Below are 24,714 nucleotides of genomic sequence, written 5' to 3'. Positions count from 1 at the left end.
GATTTATTGATTTGGATCACCGACCGCTTCTGGCCGTTTTCAGCCGGTCGCGACAGGCAACAAACGGCCGATTCTGTTGAAAAAGTCCGGCTTGGTTTCCACGGCAGAAATGTACGCGCCTGAGATTGAAACCCTTGCTTTTAGCAGAGGCTTCAGATCTCGGATTTCACGTAGCAGCGCGTGCAAAAGAGGTGTTTTCAGCCATCAATATTCGAACATTTTGGGCAAACCGACTTTTTCAACAGAATCGGCCAAAAGCGGTCCTTCCAATTACAGTCACTGCTGAGAATGAACGGCTTTGCTCGAACGAAAGACCAGGCAACTCGCCGCCACTAGCACCCACGCAGCAATACCGCCATACAGCATCACCCAGCCAAACCCGTGCGCCAAAGCTGCGTTGGCGACATCGACCGAAATCGTAGTCCCCTGGCCAGTCTGCGCCAACACAGCAGTGTTGCCGGCCGAAATATTCTCCGCCAGCAACCGTAGTTGCACATCATCGGGCGAGCCATTTAACTGATTGCGCAGGGAAGACAGGATGCCTTCCACCAAGATGAATCCCATAAGCGCGATGTTGATGGCAAGACTGATCATACGAGCGCTGATATCGATGCCCGATGCCATGCCAGCACGCTCACTGGGCACCGATCCGGTGGTGGTATTGGTAACCGGCGTATTGGTCAACCCCAGTCCGATCCCGGCAATCAGGCAGCCTGGAAGCATTGTCAACCAGCTGGCATGCGTGACACTGCTGCCCCATTTCATCAGCAGGAACCCCAGACCTATGGTGAACAAGCCTGAGGGAATCACCACGTCAGGTCGATAGCGCAGCGCCAGCCGTTCGCCTAACGGGGGGACAACCAGCGTCGGCAGCGTATAGGCCAGCAGTGCCAGGCCGGTGCCGACACTGGCGTAGCCCAGGCTATTTTGAAAGTACAGAGGCAGGTAAATCATGAATGGCCAGAAGCTGAAGTTCATGCCTGCCGACCCTAGCAAGGCACCCGAGAAGCGGCGGATCCGGAATACAGAGAAGTCGAACATCGGATCGACATAGCGTTGCTGCGCGACGACAAAGACGATGAAGCTGACCATCGCCACAACCAGGCTGGCAATGGCCGAACCGCTGGAGAAACCCACGCCCGCTCCCTGAGTGATGAACCAGGAAAGACCTAACACTGCCAGCGATAACGAAATAATGCCCAACACATCCAGCCTGCGACGCTGCGGATCGCGTGATTCGTCGACACCGGCGATTACCAGCACCAGCGCAAGCACCGCAATGGGTGCATGCACCAGGAACACCCATTCCCAACTCGACAACGCCACGATAACTGCGCCAATAATCGGACCGAACCCCAAACCGATGCCGAACACGATCCCCCAGGCACTGAAAGCTTTGCCGCGCGCAGCTCCCGACTGGAATCGGTGAGACAGCACTGCCGCCTGACAGATCAGCATGGCACCACCGGACATACCTTGCAGGAATCGGCTTGCGATCAACACGCTAGCGCTTTGCGCCCATCCACAGCCCAGTGAGGTAATGCCGAAAAGCACCAGGCTGATGACAAACACCCGCTTGCGCCCATACCGATCCGCCAATGTGCCGGTGGCCATCAGCACCGTGGTGCAGGCGATAGTGTAGGCATTCATGATCCACTGCATATCTTTGAAATCGCTGCGCAGAACCGATTCAAGAGTGGGCAGGATTGCCGGTACGCTCGAGATTTCCAGGCCGAACATCAGCGAGGCCAGGCAAACAGCGGCTATTGTGAAAGCATCTTTTTGCGAAGAAGAGAACTGCATCGTGATCTTCCAGATCAAGTTGATGGGCACTGGCAAGACCGCTCTGAACATCGTCAGGGGGGAGACCCGATAGCCTCGCCAGCGTCACCAGACATAACTCCAAGTGACCGGCCGCATTCTGGAAGTAATTAAAAAATGACAGAAATGATTTAATTTCGTAAGTTTTATTAATATTCGTCATGAGTTGACTTAATGGACTTCGACCCAGCTCTATTGCGTGCTTTTGTCGCGATCAAGGAGACCGGTAGTTTCACTCGTGCCGCAGAGCGGCTGCACTTGAGCCAATCAGCGATCAGTCATCAGATCCGGCGTTTGGAAGAACAGGCCGGTACCGCGCTGCTGATACGCACCACTCGACGTTTGACGCTGACAGAAGATGGCGAAGATTTTCTGCGTCATGCCGAACAAATCCTCAGAGCACAAGACGCCCTCTCCCGGCGTTTCGAAGCGTCGCCGGTATCCGGGGCCGTGCGTTTCGGTGTGCCAGAAAACTTTATCGGCGACGGCCTGCCACCGTTACTGACTCGGTTCGCCAGACAATTTCCCGCCGTACGTCTGGATGTAACCGTCGGCACCTACCTCGATCTGCGCGCGCAGGTCGATGCCGATGGGCTCGATCTGGCCGTGGTCATGGCATTGCCGGGCAGCCAGGCCGGCGGTACCGTGCTGCGCGAAACCCGGTTTGTCTGGGCCGCTGCGCAAAGTTTCGACTTTACCGGCGATGCCTCTTTGCCGCTGGCGTTTGCACCAGCGCCCTGCTTGCACCGCCAGGTGGCCGTAGAAGCGTTGGAGAGTTCCACCGTGGATTGGCGGGTCGCCTTTACCTCTCCAAGTCAACAAGGACTACGGGCGGCGGTACTGGCGGGGCTTGCCGTCACAGCTCTACCGCTAGGCGATCTAGAGCCCGGTATGGTGGTGATTGACGGTCAATATGGCCTGCCACCGCTGCTGAATGCTGATTTCAGACTTATATGGAGTGTTACGGGAAAGACGCCCGCGGCCAATGCATTTGGACAACTGCTGGTGGAGATGTCTGAGTCGCCATTGATCTAGAACAAGCGGACTGCCATTGGCATTCCAGGATAAGTGCCCTGTTGATTGCGAATGGTTTCTTTGGATCATTTCTGGCCGGTCGTGACAGGCAGCGATCGGCCCAGAGTGTGTAAAAACCCGCTCGACAGAAGTCGCAATACAATCCCGAGCAATCTTGTCATTTGCCAAGGCTTAGGGCAGGGTCGATACCACTGAGATCTCTGCCAAAGGAGTCACCCCATGTCAAAGCTATATCCCAGTATCGATCCCGAGGGGTTGCTCGAGTACTCAGTGGTCTACACCGACCGCTCGCTCAACCACATGTCGCAGTCATTTCAAGGCGTGATGAAGAACATTTCCAGGACCCTGAAACAGGTCTACAACGCCCAGGCTGTTGCGGTGGTCCCGGGCAGCGGCACATTCGGCATGGAAGCGGTGGCGCGACAGTTTGCCACCGACCAGCAATGCCTGGTGATACGCAACGGCTGGTTCAGTTATCGCTGGAGCCAGATCCTTGAGATGGGCAACATCCCGGCGGCCACCACGGTGCTGAAAGCCCGACCGGTCGACACGGGTCGCCAGGCTGCCTACGCCCCACCCCCTCTGGACGAAGTGCTGGCAGCCATTCACGCGCAGAAGCCGCAGATTGTCTTCGCCCCCCACGTTGAAACCTCATCAGGGATTATCCTGCCCGACGAGTACCTGCGGGCCGTCGGCGACGCCGTGCATGCGGTGGGTGGCCTGTTCGTGCTGGACTGCATCGCCTCAGGCACGCTTTGGGTTGATATGCAGAAATGCGCAGTCGACCTGCTGATCAGCGCACCGCAGAAAGGCTGGAGCGCCTCCCCTTGCTGCGCCCTGGTGATGCTCAGTTCTTTGGCCCTCGAGCGCATCGAACAGACGCATAGCAGCAGCTTCGCCTGCGACCTGAAAAAGTGGCTTCAGATCATGCAGGCCTACGAACAGGGCGGACATGCCTACCATGCGACCATGCCTAGCGATTCCCTCGCACGATTTAACGACGTGATGAAAGAGACGCAAGCCTACGGTTTCGACAAGGTCCGCGGCGAACAACAGGCTCTGGGCGATCGGGTGCGCGCAATGTTGACCGGCAAAGGCATCAAAAGCGTGGCCGCAGCCGGCTTTCAGGCCCCTGGCGTAGTGGTGAGCTACACCGATGATGCCGACATCAAGAGCGGTAAGAAATTTGCCAACCACGGCCTACAGATCGCCGCCGGAGTGCCGTTGCAATGCGACGAGCCGGCCGACTTCCAGACCTTCCGCATCGGTCTGTTCGGACTCGAAAAGCTGCACAATATCGAGCGCACGGTCAGCACCCTCGAGCAGGCACTGGACGAGGTGATGGCTAACTAAGCCCTCATCTTGCCCGCAGCACATACCGAACTTGTGAATTCTGGGAAGGCATCCAGCCCTGGGCACTGCCGGCCGATGGCGCTGATCTTCGACGAATATGACGCTGGTCGCCCGGACGTCATTTTAAAACCATAAGGGAAAGCCCGTGCACGCGTCTTACTGACACGTGCGTCCTTCAGCGCTATCAGAAAAGGTTTCCAACGAAGCCTTTCACGGGGCGGATGATTGGCGGCTGTATGACTTGAATCGACCCTGTTGTATCAGCGCCCCCAGGCTTGCCGAGCCAGCCCGCCGGCCATACGATTCGACTATTCCTCAGGCGGAGGAGTCATTGTGAAGCCGGTGATGCTCCTGACGCGCATCCTGGCGCCTGCCATCGCTCTGGCGCTGGCATCCGCCGGCCTGCATGCCGACGATCCGTTCGCGCCGTTGCGCGACGCCATGGTGCGGGAGATCACCAACATGTCGTCCGTCACCCGCGACGAAACCGGCAGGGTCGAGTTTGCCGCGCCGGTGATGGCCGCGATGGCCAAGGTGCCACGACATAAGTTCGTCCCGCCCGACGAGGTGCCCTACGCCTACGAGAATCGCCCGCTGCCGATCGGCTACGGCCAGACCATCTCCCAGCCTTACATCGTCGCCCTGATGACCGACCTGACGCAGGTCGGGCCCGGCGACGTGGTACTCGAGATCGGCACTGGCTCGGGCTATCAGGCGGCGATCCTCGCCGAGCTGGCGCAGGCGGTCTACACGATGGAGATCATCGAGCCGCTGGCAGTGCAGGCCGGTGAGCGCCTGGGCCGGCTGGGATATGCGAAGGTGCAGACCCGGCTGGGTGATGGATACCACGGCTGGCCCGAGCACGGACCTTATGACGCCATCCTCGTCACTGCCGCCGCCAGCCATGTGCCGCCGCCACTGATCGCCCAGCTCAAGGCCGGCGGACGAATGGTAATCCCGGTCGGCGCGCCGTTCATGATCCAGTACCTGCTGCTGATCGAGAAGGCCGGCGATGGCAGCTTGTCCACCCGGCAGGTGCTGCCTGTGCACTTCGTGCCTCTGGTCGGAGGCGATTGAGCATGCATTCGCCGCCATTGCTCGCCCTGGCGCTGCTGTCTGCCTCCGCGCTCGGCTATGAGGTGCTGCTGCTGCGGCTGCTTTCGATCATCCAGTGGCACCATTTCGCCTACATGATGATCAGCGTCACGCTGCTCGGCTACGGCGCCGCTGGCACCGCCGTGGCGCTGGCGCGGCCTGTCCTGGCGCCGCGCTTCCACGGAGTGTTCATTGGTGGCGCGGTGCTGTTCGGGCTGAGCGCCATCGCCTGCTTCAGCCTGGCCCAGCAGGTTCCGTTCAATCCCCTCGAGATCCTCTGGGACGCGCGGCAGTCGGCGCGCCTGCTGATGATCTACCTGCTGCTGTTCGTGCCGTTCTTCTGCGCGGCGGTGTGCATCTGCCTGACCTTCACCTGCTTTCAGGAACATATTCATCGGATCTACGCCTTCGATATTCTCGGCGCCGGCGTGGGCAGCCTGGCAATCGTCGCCGCGCTGTTCGCCTTGACGCCCGTCGATGCGCTGCGGCTGCTGGGCGGCACCGGCATCGCCGCCGGGGCGCTGGCCGGCATGGCTTGCACGGGGCATAGGCACTGGCTCGCGCCGTTGCTGCTGGCGGCGGCAGTAGCGGTGCCTGCCGGCGTGCCAGAGCGCTGGATCGCCCTGTCGCCCTCCGAGTACAAGGAACTGAGCCAGACGCTGCGTATTAAGGATGCGTACGCAATCGCCCAGACCTGGAGTCCGCTGGGCCTGCTCACGGTCGTCGACAGCCCGACCATTCCCCTGCACCACGCGCCGGGTCTGAGCCTCAACGCGACGCAGGAACCGCCCGCACAACTGGCCATCTTCACCGACGGCGACGGCCTTTCCGTGCTGAACCGCTATGACGGACGCCGCGAACCGCTCGCCTACTTGGACTACCTGACCTCGGCTCTGCCCTATCACCTGCTGCGGCAACCCCGCGTGCTGGTGCTGGGCAGCGGCGCCGGTGCCGATGTGCTGCAGGCGATCTACCACGGCGCCAGCGCGGTGGATGCCATCGAACTGAACCCGCAGGTGATCGATCTGGTCCAGCGCCGCTTCGCCGACTTCTCCGGCAAGCCGTACAGCGCGCCCAACGTCCGTGTGCTGATCGGCGAGGCGCGCGGCCTGGTTGCTTCGCGCAGCGAACCCTACGAGCTGATCCAGATCGCCCTGCTGGACTCCTTCGGCACCGCCTCGGGCGGCCTGCATGCGCTGTCCGAGAACTACCTGTACACGGTGGACGCCTTCGCCGAGTACCTGCGCCATCTCGCGCCCGGTGGCCTGTTGGCCATCACTCGCTGGGTCACCCTGCCGCCCCGCGATGTTCCCAGGCTGCTGGCCACCGCGGCCGCAGCCATCGAGCGCGACGGGCAGGCCAGCGCGGCGCGCCGCATCGTCATGATCCGCGGCTGGAAGACCGCGACGCTGCTGGTCAGCAACAGGGATTTCGACGACGCTCGCATCGCCGTGCTGAGGGAATTCTGCCGAGCGCGCTCCTTCGACCTGGCCTACTACCCCGGGATGACCGTGGCCGAGGCGAACCGCTACAACCTGCTCGACCGGCCCTGGTTCTTCGAAGCGGCGCAGGCCCTGCTGTCCGGCGAGCGCGCGGAGTTCCTGGCACGCTACAAGTTCGACGTGCGTCCGACCATGGATGACCGGCCGTATTTCTTCCATTTCTTCAAGTGGCGCTCGCTGCAGGAACTGCTGGCGCTGAAGGAGCAGGGCGGCCTGTCAATGCTGGAGTGGGGCTATCCGGTGCTGATCGCCACGCTGCTGCAATCCAGCGTGGCCGCCGTGCTGCTGATCCTGGCGCCGCTATGGGTGGCGCAGCGGCGCTCTCAGAATGCGGCTTTGGCCAGGTTCGAACTTAGGGTCGTGTCCTACTTCGCCGCCATTGGCTTCGCCTTCATGTTCGTGGAAATCGCCTTCATCCAGAAGTTCACCCTTTTCCTCAGCCACCCGTTGTATTCGGTGGCGGTAACGCTCAGCGCCTTCCTGATCTTCGCTGGCCTCGGCAGCCGTTACTCCGGCCGCCGGCGGGGGGACATTGGAACGGGTGTGGGGCCCCGTCATCCGCTCGCGCGGCCAGTCCTGGCGATCTGCGTGATCGCCCTGCTCTACCTGATCGCCCTGCCCCCGTTGTTCCAGCTGCTGGCGCCGGTGCGGACCCTCGCCAGGTTCGGCATCTGCGCCGCGCTGGTAGCGCCGCTGGCGTTCGCCATGGGCATGCCGTTTCCGCTCGGACTCGCGCGCATCTCCGCGCGCGCCGAAGCACTGGTGCCGATCGCCTGGGGCGTCAACGCCAGCGTATCGGTGGTGGCGGCCGTGCTGGCGACCCTGCTGGCGATCCACCTGGGCTTCACCGTGGTGTTGCTGCTGGCGTTACTGCTGTATCTCGCGGCGGCGGTCGCATTTCCCTGATCGCGACGGTTCGCAGCGAAACGTCAACAGCCCCTGGTGAGACGAATGGCCTATTGGAACGTCGCTTGCCGCAGTTCACACGTCTCGCCGTGTCGAGACGCGAGAGTGACGCCTTTCCTGCTTCGAAGCTAAACATTTGAAACATGGACGTATGCGTCATGCCAAAGATGAGAGGTTCCGTGCCGCAAGCAATTGGTTTTGGCCGACGCAGTCGAGTCGTCAGAGGTGACTTTCATCCCATAGCTCCCGGTGGTGGAAAATAGCTCACTCGGTCGAAGGGACAGATGCTTTGCTGCCCAAGCGGATTAGTTCATTGGAGAAACACAGGCCGACGATGATCAGTGCCGCTCCCGCGTACAGGCTTTCGCGCGGTACTTCGTTGAGCGCCACAAACGCCAGCAGCGCGGCGAACAGTGGCTCGGTCAGTTCCAGCGCTTGCACTTGGGATGGCTTGAGATACTCGATGGCCTTGGTGGTGCAGAAGAAGCCCAGGATTGTCGGCAGCGTGGCCAGCGCCAGCAGCGCGGCGATCGCCAGCGGCGATAGCTCGCCCATCGCGAAACCATCGGCCGCAGCCGGCATCAGCAAGTACAGGCTGCCAAAGAACAACAATTGTCGGGTGAAGTGCAGCCCCCCCGACACCCGCATACGCTTCATGGCAACCGAAAAGGCCCCATAGCCGCAGCCGGCCATGGAGGCGAGCGCAGCACCTTGCAGGGTAAAGCCCTGCTGCAGGTCGCCCCCGAAGATCACCGAGATCCCAGCGATAGCCAGTGCGGCACCAACGGTAGCGTTCGCGGTGATGGCATCCTTGAGGAAAATGCGCCCCAGAATGATCGAGGAAATTGAGGCACTGGCCATCAGCACCACCACCACACCTGCCGCAGCGTAGTGTCGATAGGCGGACGTTTCGAAATGGAACAGCACAAAGATGCCAAGGAATGCGCAGATAGCCGCCTGAGTCCATTTGGTCGACGCCGCCGGGCGCTTGAGGAAAAACAATAAGATCGAGAGCAGCACGCAACCAAGTACGGTCTTGATGACAGCGACACTGCTAGCGGTGAAACCATTACTCATGAGTATTTTGCTGAGTACACCGATCGTTGCGTTCAGTGCCGCAGCGGAGAGTGCAAATATGACGCCTTTGCTGAAAGTAGATTGCATTGATGACGATCCCTGTCGCTGAATTGTCGTTCGATAGAATGCCGCCCTGTATCGACGGCGCAAAGTTTGAGGATACGAAGATCTCACCAACCCCAGTATTTATTGTGGCATAAGCTGGATCGCCCAGTAGGATGCTATTCGCCGTCTTGTCGCCGCCAAGGGAGAAGTCAGAGGGCCTAGCCCTTGGCTATGCAATATGAGTTGACGAACGTTGCAGTGTGCTGCAAAGACTGACGTATATCCGGTTTGGCTATTCCATGCCTGTTGGCAAATTGCTCGCCCGCCGCTGTATCAAAACGAGTGGTCTGGATAAAGTCCAAGGCTTCGGGTTTTGTATTCAAAAACCACGCAACGGGAGGAATACTCAGTAGCAACTTCAGCAATCGGAGTGAAATGTGATGCTTGGGAGACTTTAAGCCCAAAGGTTGTGCCACCTGTATCAGGAGTTCTCGCAAGTTTGGAGTTTGGTCATCAAGCGCCAGCAGTTCCTGGCCCAACATGGCAGGATCAAAAGCACAAACTGCCACCAGCTCAACCAGGTAATCCACGGTGACCAGTGGCAGCCAGTGTTCGGCGGTACCGGGCACTGCAGTCAGCTTTCCCTGCACAAGGTTGCGTATCAGCTCCACCAGCGGCTGACCGTCAAGGATATGCCCCGTGCGGCTGTGGCCGCAGACAGTCGCAGGGTGGACAACGGTAATCTCCCCGCCCTTGGCGGACATGACCTCCAGGGTCGCAAAATGCGCCTCCAGCTTGCTTCCCTCATAACTACCGACCTGTCGGTAGACGGCAGGCCAATTCGTCAACTCTGGATGACGAGGATCAATTCCGATGCGTTGCAGATGTTCATGATTTTTCAGCATGTAGCCGCCGATCATCACTAAACGGCTTTTTTGCTCAGCCGCCAACAGCGCCACGCGCTTTGCCCCTTCCACATTCACCGCACGAGAATGCTCCACTGAAAGCCCCCATGCGAAGTGGGCGCCCAGATGGAATATGACTCTGGCGTGCCTTAGCACTTCTCGGTCAGCATGACTCAGCCCGAGGTTGTCCCGTTCCAGATCGCCAGCTACGGCAAATACCCGGGTTGCGCACCCTCCCAAATTATCGACTTGCTCCCGCAGTGCAGCTAGTCGCTCTGGGCGACGCATCAACACCCGAATGGTGTGACCTTTTGCACTCAGGTACGCCACCAAATGCTGACCGATGAAGCCGGTACCCCCCGTGACAAAGCACTCCACGCTCATTTCCCTGCTCCTTGTTTAAGGTGAGAAATCAAGCGTAAACTATCGACCCAACTCTATAGTCAAGCGGTGTTTTCATGAAAATCGGCGAACTCGAGGCCCGCAGCGGCGCCAGCCGCCATACGCTGCGTTACTACGAGCAAATCGGCCTGATCTCACCGCTGCGGCAAATTAACAATTATCGCGTTTACACAGCGCAAACTCTGCAGGATCTGGACTTTATCCAGCGTGCGCAAAGCATGGGGTTTTCCCTGGGGGAAATAGGCGAGATTCTGGATGCGCAGCGGAGCAAGCTGATCGATTGTGCTGACGGCGCCAAGCTAATTGAAAAGAAGATGGCAGAGATCAAACAGAAAATCGCCAACCTCCAAAGCATTTATCGGTATCTGGATGAAGAGCGTGCAAACCTCGAAGCCAGTGCTGCCAAGCAACTTGAGCTTCAGCAGCTGAACAACTCTTCAAACTGAACTGTCAGCATCTGGGAAACGGAAGCTGCAGCCTGCTTCCAGTTTCAAGCCCCCCCTTACGCATTTTCTAAAACCTTCTGGCCTGGCCCTTGACAGTAAGCGTCCGCCCAAAAGACCTTGCGTGGTTAAACGGGCGCCCGTCTACGTGGCAGCTACTCGATAATCTCGCTCGGCCGCCGCATCGGCAGTCGCGTGAACACGCCCCTTAAATACGCAGTAAGCCTCCGGCGAACACATCCCCTGAAGCTGATATGGAGCCTTCGCCTCCATTGAACCGAGGCAGTAGTGGTTATGCGGATTCTGTTTTCTATAATGACTGACCGGCCATGTTTAGGGTGCTTGTTATGCCAGCCTCCGCTGATCAAAAATCCGCTGTCGTTTTATGCGCAGCTTCCAATAACGACCTGGAAGATCTGGTAGCCATCAGGATTGAGGCCATGCGCGAGAGCCTTGAGCGGCTTGGACGATTTAACCCAGATCGTGCGCGCGAACGATTTCTTGGTGGGTTCGACGCTAACAGCACACGCCGCATAGAAGTATCAGGTGATCTGGTCGGTTTTGTCGTTATCAAAGACCATCAGAGCGAGCTTCTGCTTGACCACTTGTATGTGATACCCAGTGCTCAAGGAGCAGGAATCGGTTCTGAAGTTCTTACTCAGATTTTCAGAGAGGCTGATGAGATCGGGCGTCCCATCAAGGTTGGTGCTCTCAAGGAAAGCGCTTCAAATCGTTTTTACACTCGCCATGGCTTTGTGTTCGTCGAAAGCGGTGAATTCGATAATTATTATGTCCGGATTAACGGTAATTCCGTTAATTTGGGCGACTAGGCAAATCTTGATACGGTGCCCCGTCAGAGGTTGTACCGTTAGATGGGCATACCCCTGTGCGGCAGTAGGTCGGTAATCTCATTCGCCCGCTGCGTCGGCAGGCGCGTGAGAACATCCTTCAGATACGTGTACGGATCATGACCATTCAGCCGCGCAGACTGGATCAAGCTCATGATCGCCGCCGCTCGTTTGCCGCTGCGTAAGGAGCCGGCGAATAGCCAGTTTGAACGCCCAAAAGCCCATGACCGGATTTGATTTTCACATCAGTGAATTGCTCCAGATTTGCTAGACACATGATGTCTCCTTTGGATCGCGGGTTGCCCTTCACTACCGACGGCTCTCGTTCCGAAGTGATCATCGAACCTCGTGGCATCCATTTTTTCCTCCTGCTGACTCTTTCAATCCCACTTTCAAGGACCGAACCTGTGATCGCATCCCCCGCCAAACTCCTCTTCCTGCCCGGAGCCTCTGGTAACACCCGGTTTTGGCATCCGGTTGCTGAGCGCTTGGCCCACCCGGCGCAGCAGGTCCACATCGGCTGGCCCGGCTTTGGAGACACTCCGCCGTTGCCTAGCGTGACTGGCATGCATGATCTGGTGGCTCGCGTGCTGGCCGAGATCGACCGGCCCACAGCGCTGGTGGCACAGTCCATGGGCGGCATAGTCGCTGTGCTTGCAGCGCTTGAACGCCCTGAGCTGATCACGCACCTGATGCTGACCGTCACCTCTGGCGGGGTGGATATGTCTGCTCTGGGCGCGCATGACTGGCGCCCGGATTTTGCTGCCACCAACCCGACACTGCCGAGTTGGTTTCTCGACGACCGCACCGACCTCACGCTCCGGTTGATCGAGTTGCGCATGCCAGTCCTGCTCCTCTGGGGAGATTCTGATCCGATCAGCCCCGTTCGCGTCGGCCAGCGCCTTTCTCAACTGTTACCTCGTGCTGAACTACACGTTTTCCCTGGCGCCGATCACAATCTGGGCTTTACTCACGCAGCCGAAGTGGCGAGGTTGATCGAGAGACATCTGGCCTGCTGGTAAGCGGAACACTTGTTGCCACCGCGTCGGACTGATTGTGCGACACCGTGCGTTTCAAGACCTGGTGGACAGACAACCGGAGGCATATCGCTCTAACCTCGCCGGATACTCTGCGCAAACCGCGTAGAGATGAAAAAAAATCAAAGCATAATCAAAAGTGCACGAACCAACATTGACTCTATGACATGTGATTTCGCACCTCGTTGACCACCTGCTATGGGTCGTTCTCTGCCGACTGTGACAGGCAGAAAACGGCCCAGAGTGTGTAAAAACACAACTACGCTCAAAGCCCTGTATCAAATTTTTATTTCGTTGTACGTTGAAGCCGCGGGCGGCCCTGAACTGAATGATGACCGTCCCCGGCCACAATACTCGCAAAGGAATGCACATGATCGATGGTCCCGCCGTTTTGACAGTCTTTTTGGTTTACCTGGCCGGTGTCGTTATTCCAGGGCCAAATTTCGTTGCCGTAGTCCACAAAGCGGTAGCTGCTACGCGGTCAGAAGCTTTGGCCTTGGTAGCAGGCATCGTATTGGTCAATTTATTCTGGGCCACCTGTGCAATTGCAGGTATCGGCGTTGTATTTGCTGCGTTCCCTTGGGCGGCGCTGATCGTAAAAGTTCTGGGGGCAGCCTATCTGATGTGGTTTGGATTCCGACTGCTGCTCAAGGCTGGGAAGAGCGCGCTTTCCCCCTGTAATAATGCTGTCGTTGGAAACTTTCGGCAGTCATTCATTCAGGGGGTCGTTACGAACATTGGCAACCCTAAATCCATGGCCTTCTATGCCGCTATTTTCTCAGCGGCAGCCCCCATCCACGTTTCACCAAGCACGTTTTTATCGATGCTGGCAGTCGTAGTGGTGGTTTCGATGACTTGGTATGGAGTGGTCGCAATCGCTCTTTCGCAACCTGAGATCGCTTCAGCGTATCGAAGGAGGAAAAAAGCTATTGATCGATTATGCGGTGGTTTGATTTTGTCTCTAGGGATCCGGCAGCTAGTTCAATAAGTCTATGATTGAGTATCTATCCAGCCCGAAAACCCTTGCTATGATTTCCGAGGATTTCATCGCAAGGATCGCCCATAAAGCGCTTTATTCAAGGTGAACATCGGGGTCAAGGCACCTTGCTTCCCGAGAGCCTCGACGATTACGTCAGCGACACCAATCCAGTGCGTGTAGTCGACGTTTTCGTCGACGAACTCGACTTGGTCTCCTTGGGTTTTGACGACGCTATTCCCGCTGACACAGGCCGTCCTGCTTACCACCCGGCGATCCTGCTGAAGATCTATATCTACGGCTATCTCAACCGCATTCAGTCGAGCCGACAGCTGGAACGAGAAGCCCAACGCAACATCGAGCTGATGTGGCTGACCGGGCGTTTGATGCCCGATTTCAAGACCATCGCCAACTTCCGAAAAGACAACAGCAAGGCCATCCGAGGCGTCAGTCGCCAGTTCGTTGTGCTGTGTCAGCAGTTGGGATTGTTTGGAGAAAATCTGGTCGCCATTGATGGCAGTAAATTCAAAGCAGTCAACAACCGCGACCGCAACTTCACCAGCGCCAAACTGAAGCGGCGAATGGAAGAAATTGAATCGAGCATCAGCCGTTATCTGGCGGCACTCAATGCTGCCGATCGGCAAGAACCAACAGCTACCGAGCCCAGTGCCGTTCGGCTGGAAGAGAAAATCGCCAAGCTCAAAACTCAAATGAAAGAGCTTCAGGCGATCGAAATCCAGCTCAAGGAATCACCGGATAAACAGGTCTCACTGACCGATCCAGACGCCCGTTCCATGATGACTCGTGGCACGGGAATCGTCGGGTACAACGTGCAGACAGCGGTCGATACCCAGCACCATTTGATCGTTGCACATGAGGTGACCAATGTCGGCTCCGACCGCGATCAACTCAGCTCGGTGGCCAAGCAAGCCCGCGAGGCGATGGCGTCAGATACGTTGTCGGTAGTGGCTGACCGAGGTTACTTCAAAAGCGAACAGATCCTCGCTTGTCACGATGCCGGCATCACCGCTTATGTGCCCAAGCCGATGACCTCTGGAGCCAAGGCTGACGGGCGTTTCAATAACGATGCCTTCCTCTATGACGCGGGAAAAAACGAATACATTTGCCCGGCTGGAGAGTCGCTGATCTGGCACTACTCCTACGTTGAAAAAGGCCTGAAATTGCATCGTTACTGGAGTTCGAAATGCCGGGGCTGCGCAATGAAGCCGCAGTGCACACCGAGCACACAACGGCGGGTTCGACGCTGGGAGCATGAAGCCGTATTGGAGGAGATGCAGTTTCGGCTGAGCAAAGCCCCGGAGATGATGCGAGTCCGAAAACGGACGGTTGAGCATCCCTTCGGGACGCTCAAACAATGGATGGGTGCGACGCACTTCCTGACGCGAAAGCTGGCCGGGGGTGAGCGCGGAGATGAGCTTGAATGTGCTCGCCTACAACTTGAAACGGGTTATGAAAATCATCGGTGCCAACGGTTTGATGAAAGCGCTGACGGCCTGAAAAAGGCTGATTTTGGCCCATCCCAGAGGCTGTAAAAACAGCGTTGGCGTGTTCCAAGCTGCGACTGATGCGGCCCGCGGCATGACCGTGCGATCGCTCAGCCAACGAACGAACGAACATCACTGCTCCACGACGATGAGCTCCATGAGCGTTTTTACACACTCTGGGCCAGAAGCGGCCCTTGGGCGAACGATAAGTCCATCATTTTCTGCATTAACTAAAGTTCGGTTCGGTCAACACATTGCGCCCTGACTGGCGCAATCGCATGCGAAAAAGATAATCACGAAGATTTGATGTTTTTTTCAGCCACTGCGCACTTTCGGGCACGCGTTCCAAATAATCGAGCATAGGCGTCAGGATGGCGTCCGCCATGCTGTAGTCCGCCCCGCAGAAAAATGGCTGCCCGTCCAAATGCTTCGCCAGCAGCCCAAGTGTCTGGATCGCCATTGGCTCGGCGGTAGCCACAGCTTCTCTATCGATAGGGCGCGACGGCTGCGCAGGTGAAACCAGCAATAAAAGATAACGACGTATCAGTCGATCATCGGCATACATCGCCAGGGCAGCGGACCACTGATCGACCTTTACCTTCTGGGCCAAGTCTGCGGGTCTTAGAGAAGTATGCGCAAAGGCTTCATCCAGGTAGCGGCAAATGGTGGTTGTTTCGATTACGTTCCGCTCTCCATGCAGCAATACCGGGACCTTTCCAAAAGGATGCAGTGCTTTGTGTTCAGGGCTGTGGAGCGTGATTGTTTTACCATCCACGTGCATCCCGTGTGTGTAATCCAGCGCTTTCTCTTCGCAGTAAAGTCTGACACTGCGTACGAAGGTGCTAAATCCAGGTCCCAGTATGTGCAATCTCATGAGTAGCTCCTTGAGGGAAGAGTCGGCAATTCTGGTCGGTATGACTTTATGTTCAAGAACATAAAGTCCCGTTTTGTCATACTCCATCTCACGCTTTACTGAGGAGAAGATGTATGCCCTGGCCTGCTACACAGCGCGCAACCACTCGACAGATGATTCTGGATAGCGCAGCGCGACTCTTCGCACTGGAAGGTTTCGAAAAAGTCACTATCGACTCAATTATGGAGAGTGCCGGATTGACCCGGGGGGCCTTCTATAGTCACTTCGCATCCAAAACGGAGCTTTACACCGAAGCTATTAGAAATGCCGCGAACGCGGGGGGCGCGATACTGGAAGAGGCTGGTAAAGACGGTTTACAACAGGTAGTGAAAGACTATCTGCGCATGGACCATCGGGATGCAAGCCGTATGCACTGTCCGTTAGCTTTCATGGTCAATGATGCTGCTCAGCAGGACGGAACCATCCAGGAGAGCTACACCCAAGTGCTCGCAGCTTTCATTACACGCCTGGAATCCGGACTGAAATCGACGACAGAGACGGATACACGCCAGCATGCTGTGCAAATTGCCGTAGGGATGATTGGTGGCTTGGCGCTAGCTCGAGCTGTGGCCGATGACCAGTTGGCGCAAGAGATTCTCACAGCCTGTCAACAGGGATGTTTGCAGCTCGTTGAGCTATGACATGACTTAGCAAGCAACGAAACGACCGTATTGGGTCGCACGCTGCCCCACGTCAGAGGCAGAAATCGGCCGATTCTGTTGAAAAAGTCGATCATGGTTTCCACGGCTGAAAAGTATGTGCTTGAGATTGAAATCTTTGCCTTGAGCACAGGACTCCGGGCTCAGATTTCGCGTAGCTGCGCGCAATAAAGGCGTTTTCAGCAGTCCGTATGCAGGCAGTCTTGAGGGATCGACTTTTTCAACAGAATCGGCCAGGAGTGGTCAGTCGAAGCCAATATGATGGCGTTCCCCCTATATCGGGATAAGCTCTAAGCCTTCAAACGCAGCGAGCTTTGAAACCGTAATGGCTACTCGTGCCGATAAAGGCGGAAAATTTTCATTTTCAAAGCGTATAGGCGCGTCAGCGCCTTCCTTGTTCTCGAAGAAAAACGTGGAAACCAATTCTTCGAGGTGTCGTCGCGCCATTGAATACCCAGGGGGAACACTAGCCTTTCACGTCTCTTTCCTTGGCGGCGCCGGTATTCAAATATCGCTTCCTCAAACTGCAAAGACTTAAGCTCCCCTGCCCTCACGGGGGCTTTTGTTCTCAGAGAGGCAGTTGCCCCCGTCGACCACGAGAAGCTCGCCCGTAATGTAGCTGGACTCTGAAGAAGCAAGAAAAGCTACCGCCGCAGCGACCTCCTCTGGTCTACCGGCACGCCCGACGGGAACATACTGCGCTGCGATCACTTCCTCAGGTGTGCTTGACTGCGTTGCGATCCACCCAGGGGCAACAGAGTTCACGGTGATGCCGTATGGTGCGACTTCCAGCGCCAAGCTCATGTTCATCCCCACAATCCCCGCTTTCGCCGCCGCATACGCGGCCTCGCCAGGGTTGCTGACGCGGGTGCCGGTCGTAGAACTGATATGGACGATGCGTCCGTAACGACGATTCTGCATACCCGGCAACACAGCGCGGGTCAGCAAAAATACAGTGGTCAGATTACGGGCAAATCGAAGTGTTCCACACATCGACGCTCATATTGGCCACTTCAGAAAATGTTTCGGCTTCACCCTGAATCGCCATACCGGCGTTGTTCACGAGTACATCGATTCGCCCCCATAGCGACTCAGCCCAAGTCACTAGTTCGACGACCTGAGCCGGCTGAGTGAGATCTGCAGCGCGTCCTTGCACCTCGTAACCTGCCGCGGTCAGTTGCGCGACGCGATCATGGATACGGGCACTGCTGCCGGTGATGATCAGCTTTGCGCCCGAGTCCCCAAGCCGTCGCGCGATGGCGAGACCAACCCCATGTTCGCTGCCAGCTCCACTGACCAATGCGACCTGACCACTCCAGTTTTTGAACATTGCAATGCTCCACAGGGTTACACAGGAAGTACTGTCTGACAGTCCAGAGTAGATGCTAGCTGCCCGCATCGATGCATTAAAGATTGTGAGCGGCAGCATTCGGCCAGACTGTGATGCATTGATAGCCTGTATGCGCGCTCAGTCGAGTAGGCCTTTACCTCATGAACTACTCAGGCTCCACACGCAACAATGAACGCATGACACAAGGATATCCCGATGACACTGGCTGACCTGCAACGGCTATCCGTATCTCAGAGCGAACTGGTTCTTCCCTATCTCCACGCGATTAAAGCTGCCGATATTCCGTCAGGCGATAAAACACTTGAACATGGATGCAATCAGACCGGCGATCACTCGTTCAAGTTTTTGACCAGATAGCTATCTACGATTTGCGAAACGCCCGTCAACGCAGTACGCAGCAACTCCGGTTCAGTGCGATAGCGCAACGGCGTATAGCCATAGGTATTGGCGCCGTTGAATGCGGTGATCGGTTCATTGCGCTGCCAGATTAGTTCCTCGCCGCGTTTCATGACAGCGCTCACGGCAATCGTCGGGTAGACCACACTGCTGAAGCCTTGAGTCAGTGCGAAACCCCAGTTCAGGACGGTCAATTCGATCTGCGCATCGGCCGGTTCGTTTTCACCCACGATCTTGAAACGGCCGGTGGCGGTCAATTGCTCCTCGAAACTCTTTTTGACCAACTCGCCCAGATCGATATCCGCTGTTTCCATGTTGTACAGAATCGCATCAACCGTCGACATCGAAGCCAGGTCACCTGCCTTCAGACCTGCGGCAAATCCAGCCCCTCCCAAAGCAGCCTTGGTCAGGTTCGATGCACCAGCTGCCATCCCTACGCCAGCACCGACACCTGCGCCCAATGCAGCGCCCCATGCCTGTTCACGTCCCATGTAACTCATTTCCTTGGGCTTCCATGCAACCGGGAGAATCTTTACCGTGTGGATCTGGGTACGGTATTCGGGCTTGAATTTCTGGTTGGCACATCCGGCAAGGAAAAGAACGGCAAACATCAGGACAGCAATCTTCTTCATGAACAACTCACGACCCAAAGGAATGTGCGGAGTTTGTCGTCACCGGCAGGAAATTCTGAAGGGGTGAGCGCCGAGATAGGAGTTGCTTGACGCTGATCTCAACATCGGCCCCGCTTACCTGTTGCTGGACATAAGCCTGCCCGAGGCGACAGGGCTGGAACTGCAATCGACGCTCGGACAATGCGGGCATCCGTGGCCGGTCATTTTCATGACCGGTTTCGGCACCATCCCAATGTCGGTGCAAGCCATGAAAGATGGCGCTTCAACCCCGGCACTAGAGTCATCAGGATAAACACCGCCAGTGCTCGCGCCCTCACCTGTGCCGGAACCACTCGACAGCACCGCCATTCAGGCCGCTACAGGTTCACATCTCTGGGCGTGAATCATTTCCCCTCACCTGCAGTCGTCAAGTGATGCCCATCGCTGCCGTCACCCGATAAGCGTTCCGCTGTCTTATCAAGAAACCGCACGCGCACAAACATCCCAAACCACAGCACACCTGTTCAATCTCGGTCTTGTGGAATGTGTGACCATCTCCCCACGAAAGACCCGATGACTTTTTCATCAGCTCAACGGCACTTGTCGTCGAGCAACCCAAAAAACCCTCGCCAATACTTAAGGAAAAATATCATGGCCCTAGCAAAAGCAGCTCCAGGCAAAACCCTTCTTACCCCAACTGACCATACCTTGATCATGATCGACCATCAGTCGCAAATGTCCTTCGCGACCAAGTCGATTGATGCTGTGACCCTGCGTAACAACGCCGCGCTGGTAGCCAAGGCCGCCCGGGGCTTCGAAGTGTCGACCATCCTCACCACCGTTGCCGAAAAAAGCTTTTCCGGCCCGATCTTCGACGAAATCAAGTCAGTGTTTCCGGACCATAAAGTGATCGACCGCACCAGCATGAACACCTGGGAAGACGAACGCATCGCCGTAGAAGTCAACGCCTTCGGCAAACAGAAAATCGTCCTCGCCGGTCTGTGGACCTCCGTGTGCATCGTCGGCCCGGCGCTGTCAGCTATCGATCAAGGCTTTGAGGTGTACTTCATCGCCGATGCCTGTGGCGATGTCTCCATTGAAGCCCATGAAATGGCCGTGCAACGCATGATCCAAATCGGCGCCCGCCCAATGACAGCACTGCAATATCTGCTGGAGCTGCAACGTGACTGGGCTCGCAGCGAAACCTACGAGGAAACCGTCAAGACTTCGATCGCCAATGGCGGCGCCTACGGCCTGGGGCTGATCTACGCCAAAACCATGTTCCAGGCCTCTGAAGGCCATTGAGCAATGACAGCGGCTGCGCACAGGCGTAGCCGCTTTTTCACGCCTTTCTCATTGCAACCAGGACGCAAGCCATGAGTCTTCTCAAACACCTCCCCTCCTACTTCAAGGGCTCACTGATGGCCCTGGGTCTCACGTTTGCAGGCAATCAAGCCCAGGCGGCGCCACCGCCGCCACTGCAAACCCAGGCCCCCGGCTATCAGCGCCTGGCGGTGGGTGAATACGAAGTTACCGCGTTGTTCGATGGCTACAGCGACCTCGGGCCGACGCTGCTCAAAGGCCTTTCGCAGAAAGACATTCGCGCCATGCTCGAACGCAAGTTCATTTTTACCCCAGGCATGCCGACCGCGTTCAACGCATTCCTGATCAACACCGGTAAAAACCTGGTGCTGGTGGATGCCGGTGCCGGTGCTTGTTTCGGCGGAACCGCGGGCTGGCTGCCCGACAACATCCGCGCTGCCGGTTACCAACCTGAGCAAGTGGATACCGTGTTGCTAACCCACATGCATGTCGATCATGTCTGCGGCCTGATCAATACCAAGGACGAGCCGGTGTTCGCCAACGCCACCGTGTATGCAGCGAAACCGGAGGCCGATTACTGGCTCAGCCAGGAAAATCTGGACAAGGCCCCAAAAGACGCCCGTGGCTTCTTCGAGGTCGCCCGTAAATCGGTGGCCCCCTATGTCGCCGTCCACCGGTTCAAAACCTTCACCCCCGAGCAGTCGCTGGTGCCCGGCGTGACCGCGGTCAGCCTGCCCGGCCATACACCCGGCAGCAGTGGTTACACGTTCAGCTCCAACGGCCAGAGCATTCTGCTCATGGGTGACCTGGTCCACAGCTTCGCCGTGCAGTTCCAGCATCCAGAAGTGAGCATCGGCTTCGATGTCCAGGGTAAACAGGCCGTCGTGACGCGTGAAAAACTGTTCAAACAGGTCGCTCATGACCGTACCTGGGTTGCTGGTGCTCACTTGCCCTTCCCTGGTATCGGGCATATCGGCGGTCGCGAAAAAGCCTTCGCCTGGGTGCCCGTCGAATACGGTCCTTACCAGCGACCGAAAATGTTCCGCTGATCCAGTGATCCCCCCTGGACATAACCCGACTTCACCGCGGGAGTTCCCACTCCCGCCCTGCATATAAAGGTCCGTGTGCAGTGCAGATATATGCATCCAAAAATCTCAACGCGACCGGACCTTGGGCGCCCTTATGGTTGGGCATGTTGCTCACCAGTACAGCCGGAACCGCGATAGCCGCTGAGCCCGCACCCACCGCACAAGGTTTGCTGGCAGGGTCGACGCTTGAGGTGCTCAGCCGAAACTTTTACCTCAACAATGACTATCGATCGCCCTCGCCGGCAGACAAGAGTTACAAACAGGAATGGGCTCAGGGTTTCGTCACCTCGTTCGAATCCGGGTTCGCCCCTGGCATGATTGGAGTGGGTATCGACGCCCATGGATTTCTCGGCTTGAAACTGGACGGCGGCAAGGGGCATTCCGGAACGGGGTTGTTGCCTCTGGATCATGACGGACGCAGCGAAGACAACTACTCCAGTGGTGGTGGAACCCTGAAGTTGCGAGCCTCTCGCACCATCCTGGCCTCGACGGCAATCTTTACCACACTCAGGATTATGGCGAGGCCGTAGCAGGAGCGATCAATAACAGCGCCTACAGCCTGTCGGGCAAATACACCACCGGAGCCCAAGCCTTCACCCTCGCCTATCAAAAAATCAACGGCGACACACCCTTCGACTTCGTCGGTGATGATTCCATCTACCTGGCCAACTCGATCAAGTACGCTGATTTCAACGGCCCTCATGAACGCTCCTGGCAGGTGCGCTATGACTTCGACCTCGGCACTTTCGGCCTGCCCGGCTTGAAATTCATGGCCCGCTACGTGACCGGGCGTGGCATCGACGGTACCCAGGCACCCAAGGGCGGCGCTTGTAACCCGTTCGACCCGCGCACTGGCGATTACCAACCTCAACAAGGGGATGGCGGCCGGCATTGGGAACGCGATATAGACCTGCGCTACATCGTGCAGTCAGGCCCGGCCAAGGACTTGTCCGTGCAGCTGTCCCATGTGACGCATCGAGCAAATAACGCTCAGGCCGGCGATGACATCGATCGGGTTTATGTGGTTATTGAGTACCCGCTCAAGCTGGGATCGCTTTGAGCCTTCAAGGTATTAGCCCCCAGCGCCGCTATACTTACGACGCCAACGGCAACCTTGCCGGTATCGACGACAGCCGCAAAGGCAACCGCAGCTATCACTACGATCCGCTCGACCGCCTGATCAACGTCCGTGGCACCACCCCGGAAAGCTTCGTCCATGGCCCGGTAGGCAACCTCCTCGGCCAAGGCGAACAACCAACCGCGAACCTGGCCAACGTCAAAGGCAACCGATTACACCTTTTAGGATGTGTACTTCTAGTCAGGCAGAGAGGAGAGCACGATGAGCAACGAACAGGAGGCACCTGAGACCAAAGGTGTTGCGGTGAAGTTACTTGCAACGGTAGACCTCGGCCCTGAGATCGAGGGCATGGCAGGGCGCCAACTTAGAATGCGTATGGTGACCATCGAGCCTGGAGGCGTCTTCGGGCCGATTCACAACCATAAAGACAGACCAGGCACCGTCTACATACTGCAAGGAACGATCACTGACCATCGAAATGGAGTCGCCACGGACTATGGGCCGGGAGTGGGCTGGCCCGAGGATAGGAACACCACACACTGGCTTGAGAACAGAGGCACGATTGCGGCGGTGGAGATCTCGGTCGATATTGTCAGGCAACCGTAAGCTCAGGCCCGACAACACGGTCGGGCCTGATACGCGACTCAACGCCAAACGTTCGAAATGTTCAGAATCGTCCCTATCTCCATAGGCAATGGACTAACCTCCGCGCCCGCATCACCCATGACTGACTCAACTACGCTTTGAGTGAGGATTGTAGGCTGTCATACCCGCAACTGGAGGTCCCGTGAACAGTCACTGGTGGTGCCGCCTGTTCTTGCTAATCATACTGATGGGGTTACCGACGGGTTCGACGATGGCGGCAGGCAGTGTCGTGGTACTGACCGTCAACGATGCTATCGGTCCGGCCAGTGCCGACTACGTGGAGCGCGGCTTGGCGCGTGCGGTGACCGAGGGCGCGCAGTTGGTGGTCATCCGCCTCGACACCCCCGGGGGGCTGGATACCTCGATGCGCTTGATCATTAAGGCGATTCTGGCCAGCCCCTTGCCAGTGGCAAGTTTCGTCGCTCCCAGTGGCGCACGTGCGGCCAGCGCCGGCACCTATATTTTGTATGCCAGCCACATTGCCGCGATGACCCCCGGCACCAACCTGGGCGCTGCTACACCGGTGCAGATCGGCGGCCTGCCCGGGACCGCGCCCGAATCGCCGGGCTCACCCACCACCGACAAGGATTCTGCGCGTGAACCGCAAGATGCCTTGACTCGAAAACAGATCAACGACGCGGCGGCTTACATCCGTGGCCTTGCGCAACTCCGCGGACGCAATGCCGACTGGGCCGAACAAGCGGTACGTGAATCGCTTAGCCTGTCGGCCCACGAAGCGCTCAAACTCAAGGTGGTCGATTATGTGGCCAATGACGTGGCAGACCTGCTCAAGCAACTGGACGGCAAGAGCCTGAATGTCTCTGGTCAAAACTTGAAGCTGAACACCGCCGGGGCTGCACTCATCGACCATGCGCCTGATTGGCGCACACAACTGCTGGCGGTGATCACTAACCCCAGCGTAGCGTTGCTGCTGATCATGTTCGGGGTCTATGGCTTGATCTTCGAATTCATGAACCCAGGGTCGGGTGTTGGTGGGGTGCTCGGTGGCATCTGCCTGTTGCTGGGGCTGTATGCCCTGCAATTGTTGCCCGTGAATTACGCCGGGGTCGGACTGATCCTGCTAGGGATCGCCTTCATGATCGCCGAGGCGTTTCTACCGAGTTTCGGTGTAATCGGCTTCGGTGGGGTGGTTGCTTTTGTAGTGGGCGCGGTGATTTTGATGGACACCGATGTACCGGGCTTCGGCATTCCGTTGACGCTGATCATCGGCATGGCACTGATCAGCGCCCTGTTGCTGATGACGCTGGTCGGCGTGGCGCTCAAGGCCAGACGCCGTGTCTTGGTCAGCGGCGATGCGGGCTTGGTCGGCAGTCAGGCCACGGTGACGGGACTGCTGCCGGGTCTGCCGATGAGCGGCTGGGTGCAATTGCAGGGCGAAAGATGGCAAGTACAGAGCCGCTCGCCCCTGCACCTGGGCCAGCAGGTCCGGGTAGTGGCGCGCACGGGCGTGATGCTGGAGGTCGTTGCGCTGGAGGAAACGCCATCGCGAGGAGATTGATGCGAGTTTTTTTTCGTTCCAGCGACATGCTTTTCACGAAGTCCTCACATTACGGAGCGCAGATTGAACGGACAAAAGGATTTGACCCCATACAGAGAGCCCGCCATGCGCGGGCTTTTTGTTGTCAGCCATTCCCACTGCCAAGCTTTCCACTGACCTCTTTTCAGAGATCCATTTTTTA

The 24,714-nt window shown here is 57.4% G+C and carries 18 protein-coding genes and 6 pseudogenes; 17 read left to right on the top strand and 7 right to left on the bottom strand.

What is annotated here, in order from left to right:
* Positions 1-276 precede the first annotated feature (276 nt).
* Positions 277-1,803, bottom strand: a complete 1,527-nt coding sequence (locus tag IB250_RS13745; protein ID WP_192344475.1) for an MFS transporter — start codon at positions 1,801-1,803, stop codon at positions 277-279.
* Positions 1,804-1,995: 192 nt separating this feature from the next.
* Between IB250_RS13745 and IB250_RS13740 the strand changes: the two genes are divergently transcribed.
* The 4 genes from IB250_RS13740 (at position 1,996) to IB250_RS13725 (ending at position 7,712) form a co-directional block, all read left to right on the top strand.
* Positions 1,996-2,856 (top strand): LysR family transcriptional regulator, encoded by an 861-nt coding sequence (locus IB250_RS13740; RefSeq protein WP_192344474.1) that lies wholly within the window; start codon positions 1,996-1,998, stop codon positions 2,854-2,856.
* 219 nt (positions 2,857-3,075) lie between these two features.
* Entirely contained in the window at positions 3,076-4,209 is a 1,134-nt protein-coding gene (locus tag IB250_RS13735) for an aminotransferase class V-fold PLP-dependent enzyme (protein ID WP_192344473.1), read from the top strand.
* A gap of 333 nt (positions 4,210-4,542) precedes the next feature.
* Positions 4,543-5,286: a protein-L-isoaspartate(D-aspartate) O-methyltransferase gene (locus IB250_RS13730; RefSeq protein ID WP_318652670.1), complete on the top strand. Its 744-nt coding sequence runs from the start codon at positions 4,543-4,545 to the stop codon at positions 5,284-5,286.
* A 2-nt stretch (positions 5,287-5,288) separates the two neighbouring features.
* Positions 5,289-7,712: an SAM-dependent methyltransferase gene (locus IB250_RS13725; protein WP_192344472.1), complete on the top strand. Its 2,424-nt coding sequence runs from the start codon at positions 5,289-5,291 to the stop codon at positions 7,710-7,712.
* Between the two features lie 264 nt (positions 7,713-7,976).
* Here IB250_RS13725 and IB250_RS13720 read toward each other — a convergent pair whose 3' ends face one another.
* Positions 7,977-8,876, bottom strand: coding sequence for a DMT family transporter (locus IB250_RS13720; protein WP_192344471.1), 900 nt, complete (start codon positions 8,874-8,876; stop codon positions 7,977-7,979).
* A gap of 176 nt (positions 8,877-9,052) precedes the next feature.
* A complete protein-coding gene (locus IB250_RS13715) occupies positions 9,053-10,123 on the bottom strand; it encodes an SDR family oxidoreductase (RefSeq protein WP_192344470.1) in 1,071 nt (356 codons plus the stop codon).
* Between the two features lie 74 nt (positions 10,124-10,197).
* On the opposite strand from IB250_RS13715, the gene IB250_RS13710 reads away from it, so the two are divergent.
* On the top strand, positions 10,198-10,587 hold the full coding sequence (locus IB250_RS13710; protein WP_192344469.1) for a MerR family transcriptional regulator: 390 nt from the start codon (positions 10,198-10,200) through the stop codon (positions 10,585-10,587).
* Positions 10,588-10,931: 344 nt separating this feature from the next.
* Entirely contained in the window at positions 10,932-11,414 is a 483-nt protein-coding gene (locus IB250_RS13705; protein WP_192344468.1) for a GNAT family N-acetyltransferase, read from the top strand.
* 38 nt (positions 11,415-11,452) lie between these two features.
* On the opposite strand, the pseudogene IB250_RS13700 reads toward IB250_RS13705, so the two are convergent.
* Positions 11,453-11,674: pseudogene (locus tag IB250_RS13700) on the bottom strand (transposase domain-containing protein); the annotation flags it as partial.
* A 165-nt stretch (positions 11,675-11,839) separates the two neighbouring features.
* Here IB250_RS13700 and IB250_RS13695 point away from each other — a divergent pair.
* The 3 genes and pseudogenes from IB250_RS13695 to IB250_RS13685 all read left to right on the top strand — a co-directional run bounded on the left by IB250_RS13695 (position 11,840) and on the right by IB250_RS13685 (position 14,963).
* The gene (locus tag IB250_RS13695; protein ID WP_192344750.1) at positions 11,840-12,454 is read left to right on the top strand and encodes an alpha/beta fold hydrolase; all 615 of its coding nucleotides are present in this window, start codon (positions 11,840-11,842) and stop codon (positions 12,452-12,454) included.
* A 385-nt stretch (positions 12,455-12,839) separates the two neighbouring features.
* On the top strand, positions 12,840-13,457 hold the full coding sequence (locus IB250_RS13690; RefSeq protein ID WP_192344467.1) for a LysE family translocator: 618 nt from the start codon (positions 12,840-12,842) through the stop codon (positions 13,455-13,457).
* Positions 13,458-13,531: 74 nt separating this feature from the next.
* Positions 13,532-14,963, top strand: a pseudogene (locus IB250_RS13685) (IS1182 family transposase).
* 213 nt (positions 14,964-15,176) lie between these two features.
* Here the strand turns inward: IB250_RS13685 and IB250_RS13680 are convergent.
* Positions 15,177-15,824 carry a glutathione S-transferase family protein gene (locus IB250_RS13680; RefSeq protein WP_225603497.1) on the bottom strand — a complete coding sequence of 216 codons (648 nt, stop codon included), beginning with the start codon at positions 15,822-15,824 and terminating at the stop codon, positions 15,177-15,179.
* Positions 15,825-15,937: 113 nt separating this feature from the next.
* On the opposite strand from IB250_RS13680, the gene IB250_RS13675 reads away from it, so the two are divergent.
* Positions 15,938-16,504: a TetR/AcrR family transcriptional regulator gene (locus tag IB250_RS13675; RefSeq protein ID WP_192344466.1), complete on the top strand. Its 567-nt coding sequence runs from the start codon at positions 15,938-15,940 to the stop codon at positions 16,502-16,504.
* 552 nt (positions 16,505-17,056) lie between these two features.
* On the opposite strand, the pseudogene IB250_RS13670 reads toward IB250_RS13675, so the two are convergent.
* Both IB250_RS13670 and IB250_RS13665 read right to left on the bottom strand, forming a co-directional pair.
* Positions 17,057-17,852, bottom strand: a pseudogene (locus IB250_RS13670) (SDR family NAD(P)-dependent oxidoreductase).
* Positions 17,853-18,202: 350 nt separating this feature from the next.
* Positions 18,203-18,901: a hypothetical protein gene (locus tag IB250_RS13665; protein ID WP_192344465.1), complete on the bottom strand. Its 699-nt coding sequence runs from the start codon at positions 18,899-18,901 to the stop codon at positions 18,203-18,205.
* Between the two features lie 82 nt (positions 18,902-18,983).
* On the opposite strand from IB250_RS13665, the gene IB250_RS13660 reads away from it, so the two are divergent.
* From IB250_RS13660 to IB250_RS13630, 7 genes and pseudogenes are all read left to right on the top strand, one after another.
* Complete coding sequence (locus IB250_RS13660) at positions 18,984-19,193, top strand: response regulator (protein WP_192344464.1); 210 nt, start codon at positions 18,984-18,986, stop codon at positions 19,191-19,193.
* A 338-nt stretch (positions 19,194-19,531) separates the two neighbouring features.
* Complete coding sequence (locus IB250_RS13655) at positions 19,532-20,185, top strand: hydrolase (RefSeq protein WP_008075462.1); 654 nt, start codon at positions 19,532-19,534, stop codon at positions 20,183-20,185.
* A 71-nt stretch (positions 20,186-20,256) separates the two neighbouring features.
* Positions 20,257-21,260: pseudogene (locus tag IB250_RS13650) on the top strand (MBL fold metallo-hydrolase).
* A gap of 135 nt (positions 21,261-21,395) precedes the next feature.
* A pseudogene (locus IB250_RS13645) lies at positions 21,396-22,351 on the top strand (OprD family outer membrane porin).
* 20 nt (positions 22,352-22,371) lie between these two features.
* Positions 22,372-22,596, top strand: a pseudogene (locus IB250_RS13640) (Rhs family protein); the annotation flags it as partial.
* A 34-nt stretch (positions 22,597-22,630) separates the two neighbouring features.
* A complete protein-coding gene (locus tag IB250_RS13635) occupies positions 22,631-22,975 on the top strand; it encodes a cupin domain-containing protein (protein ID WP_192344462.1) in 345 nt (114 codons plus the stop codon).
* A gap of 181 nt (positions 22,976-23,156) precedes the next feature.
* Positions 23,157-24,533 carry an NfeD family protein gene (locus IB250_RS13630; protein WP_192344461.1) on the top strand — a complete coding sequence of 459 codons (1,377 nt, stop codon included), beginning with the start codon at positions 23,157-23,159 and terminating at the stop codon, positions 24,531-24,533.
* The last annotated feature ends 181 nt before the right edge of the window (positions 24,534-24,714 follow it).

This window comes from Pseudomonas sp. PDM09, from assembly GCF_014852305.1.
Lineage (GTDB): Bacteria > Pseudomonadota > Gammaproteobacteria > Pseudomonadales > Pseudomonadaceae > Aquipseudomonas.
The sequence above is the reverse complement of the archived record's forward strand: the minus strand, read 5'-3'. Positions and strand labels throughout refer to the sequence as shown.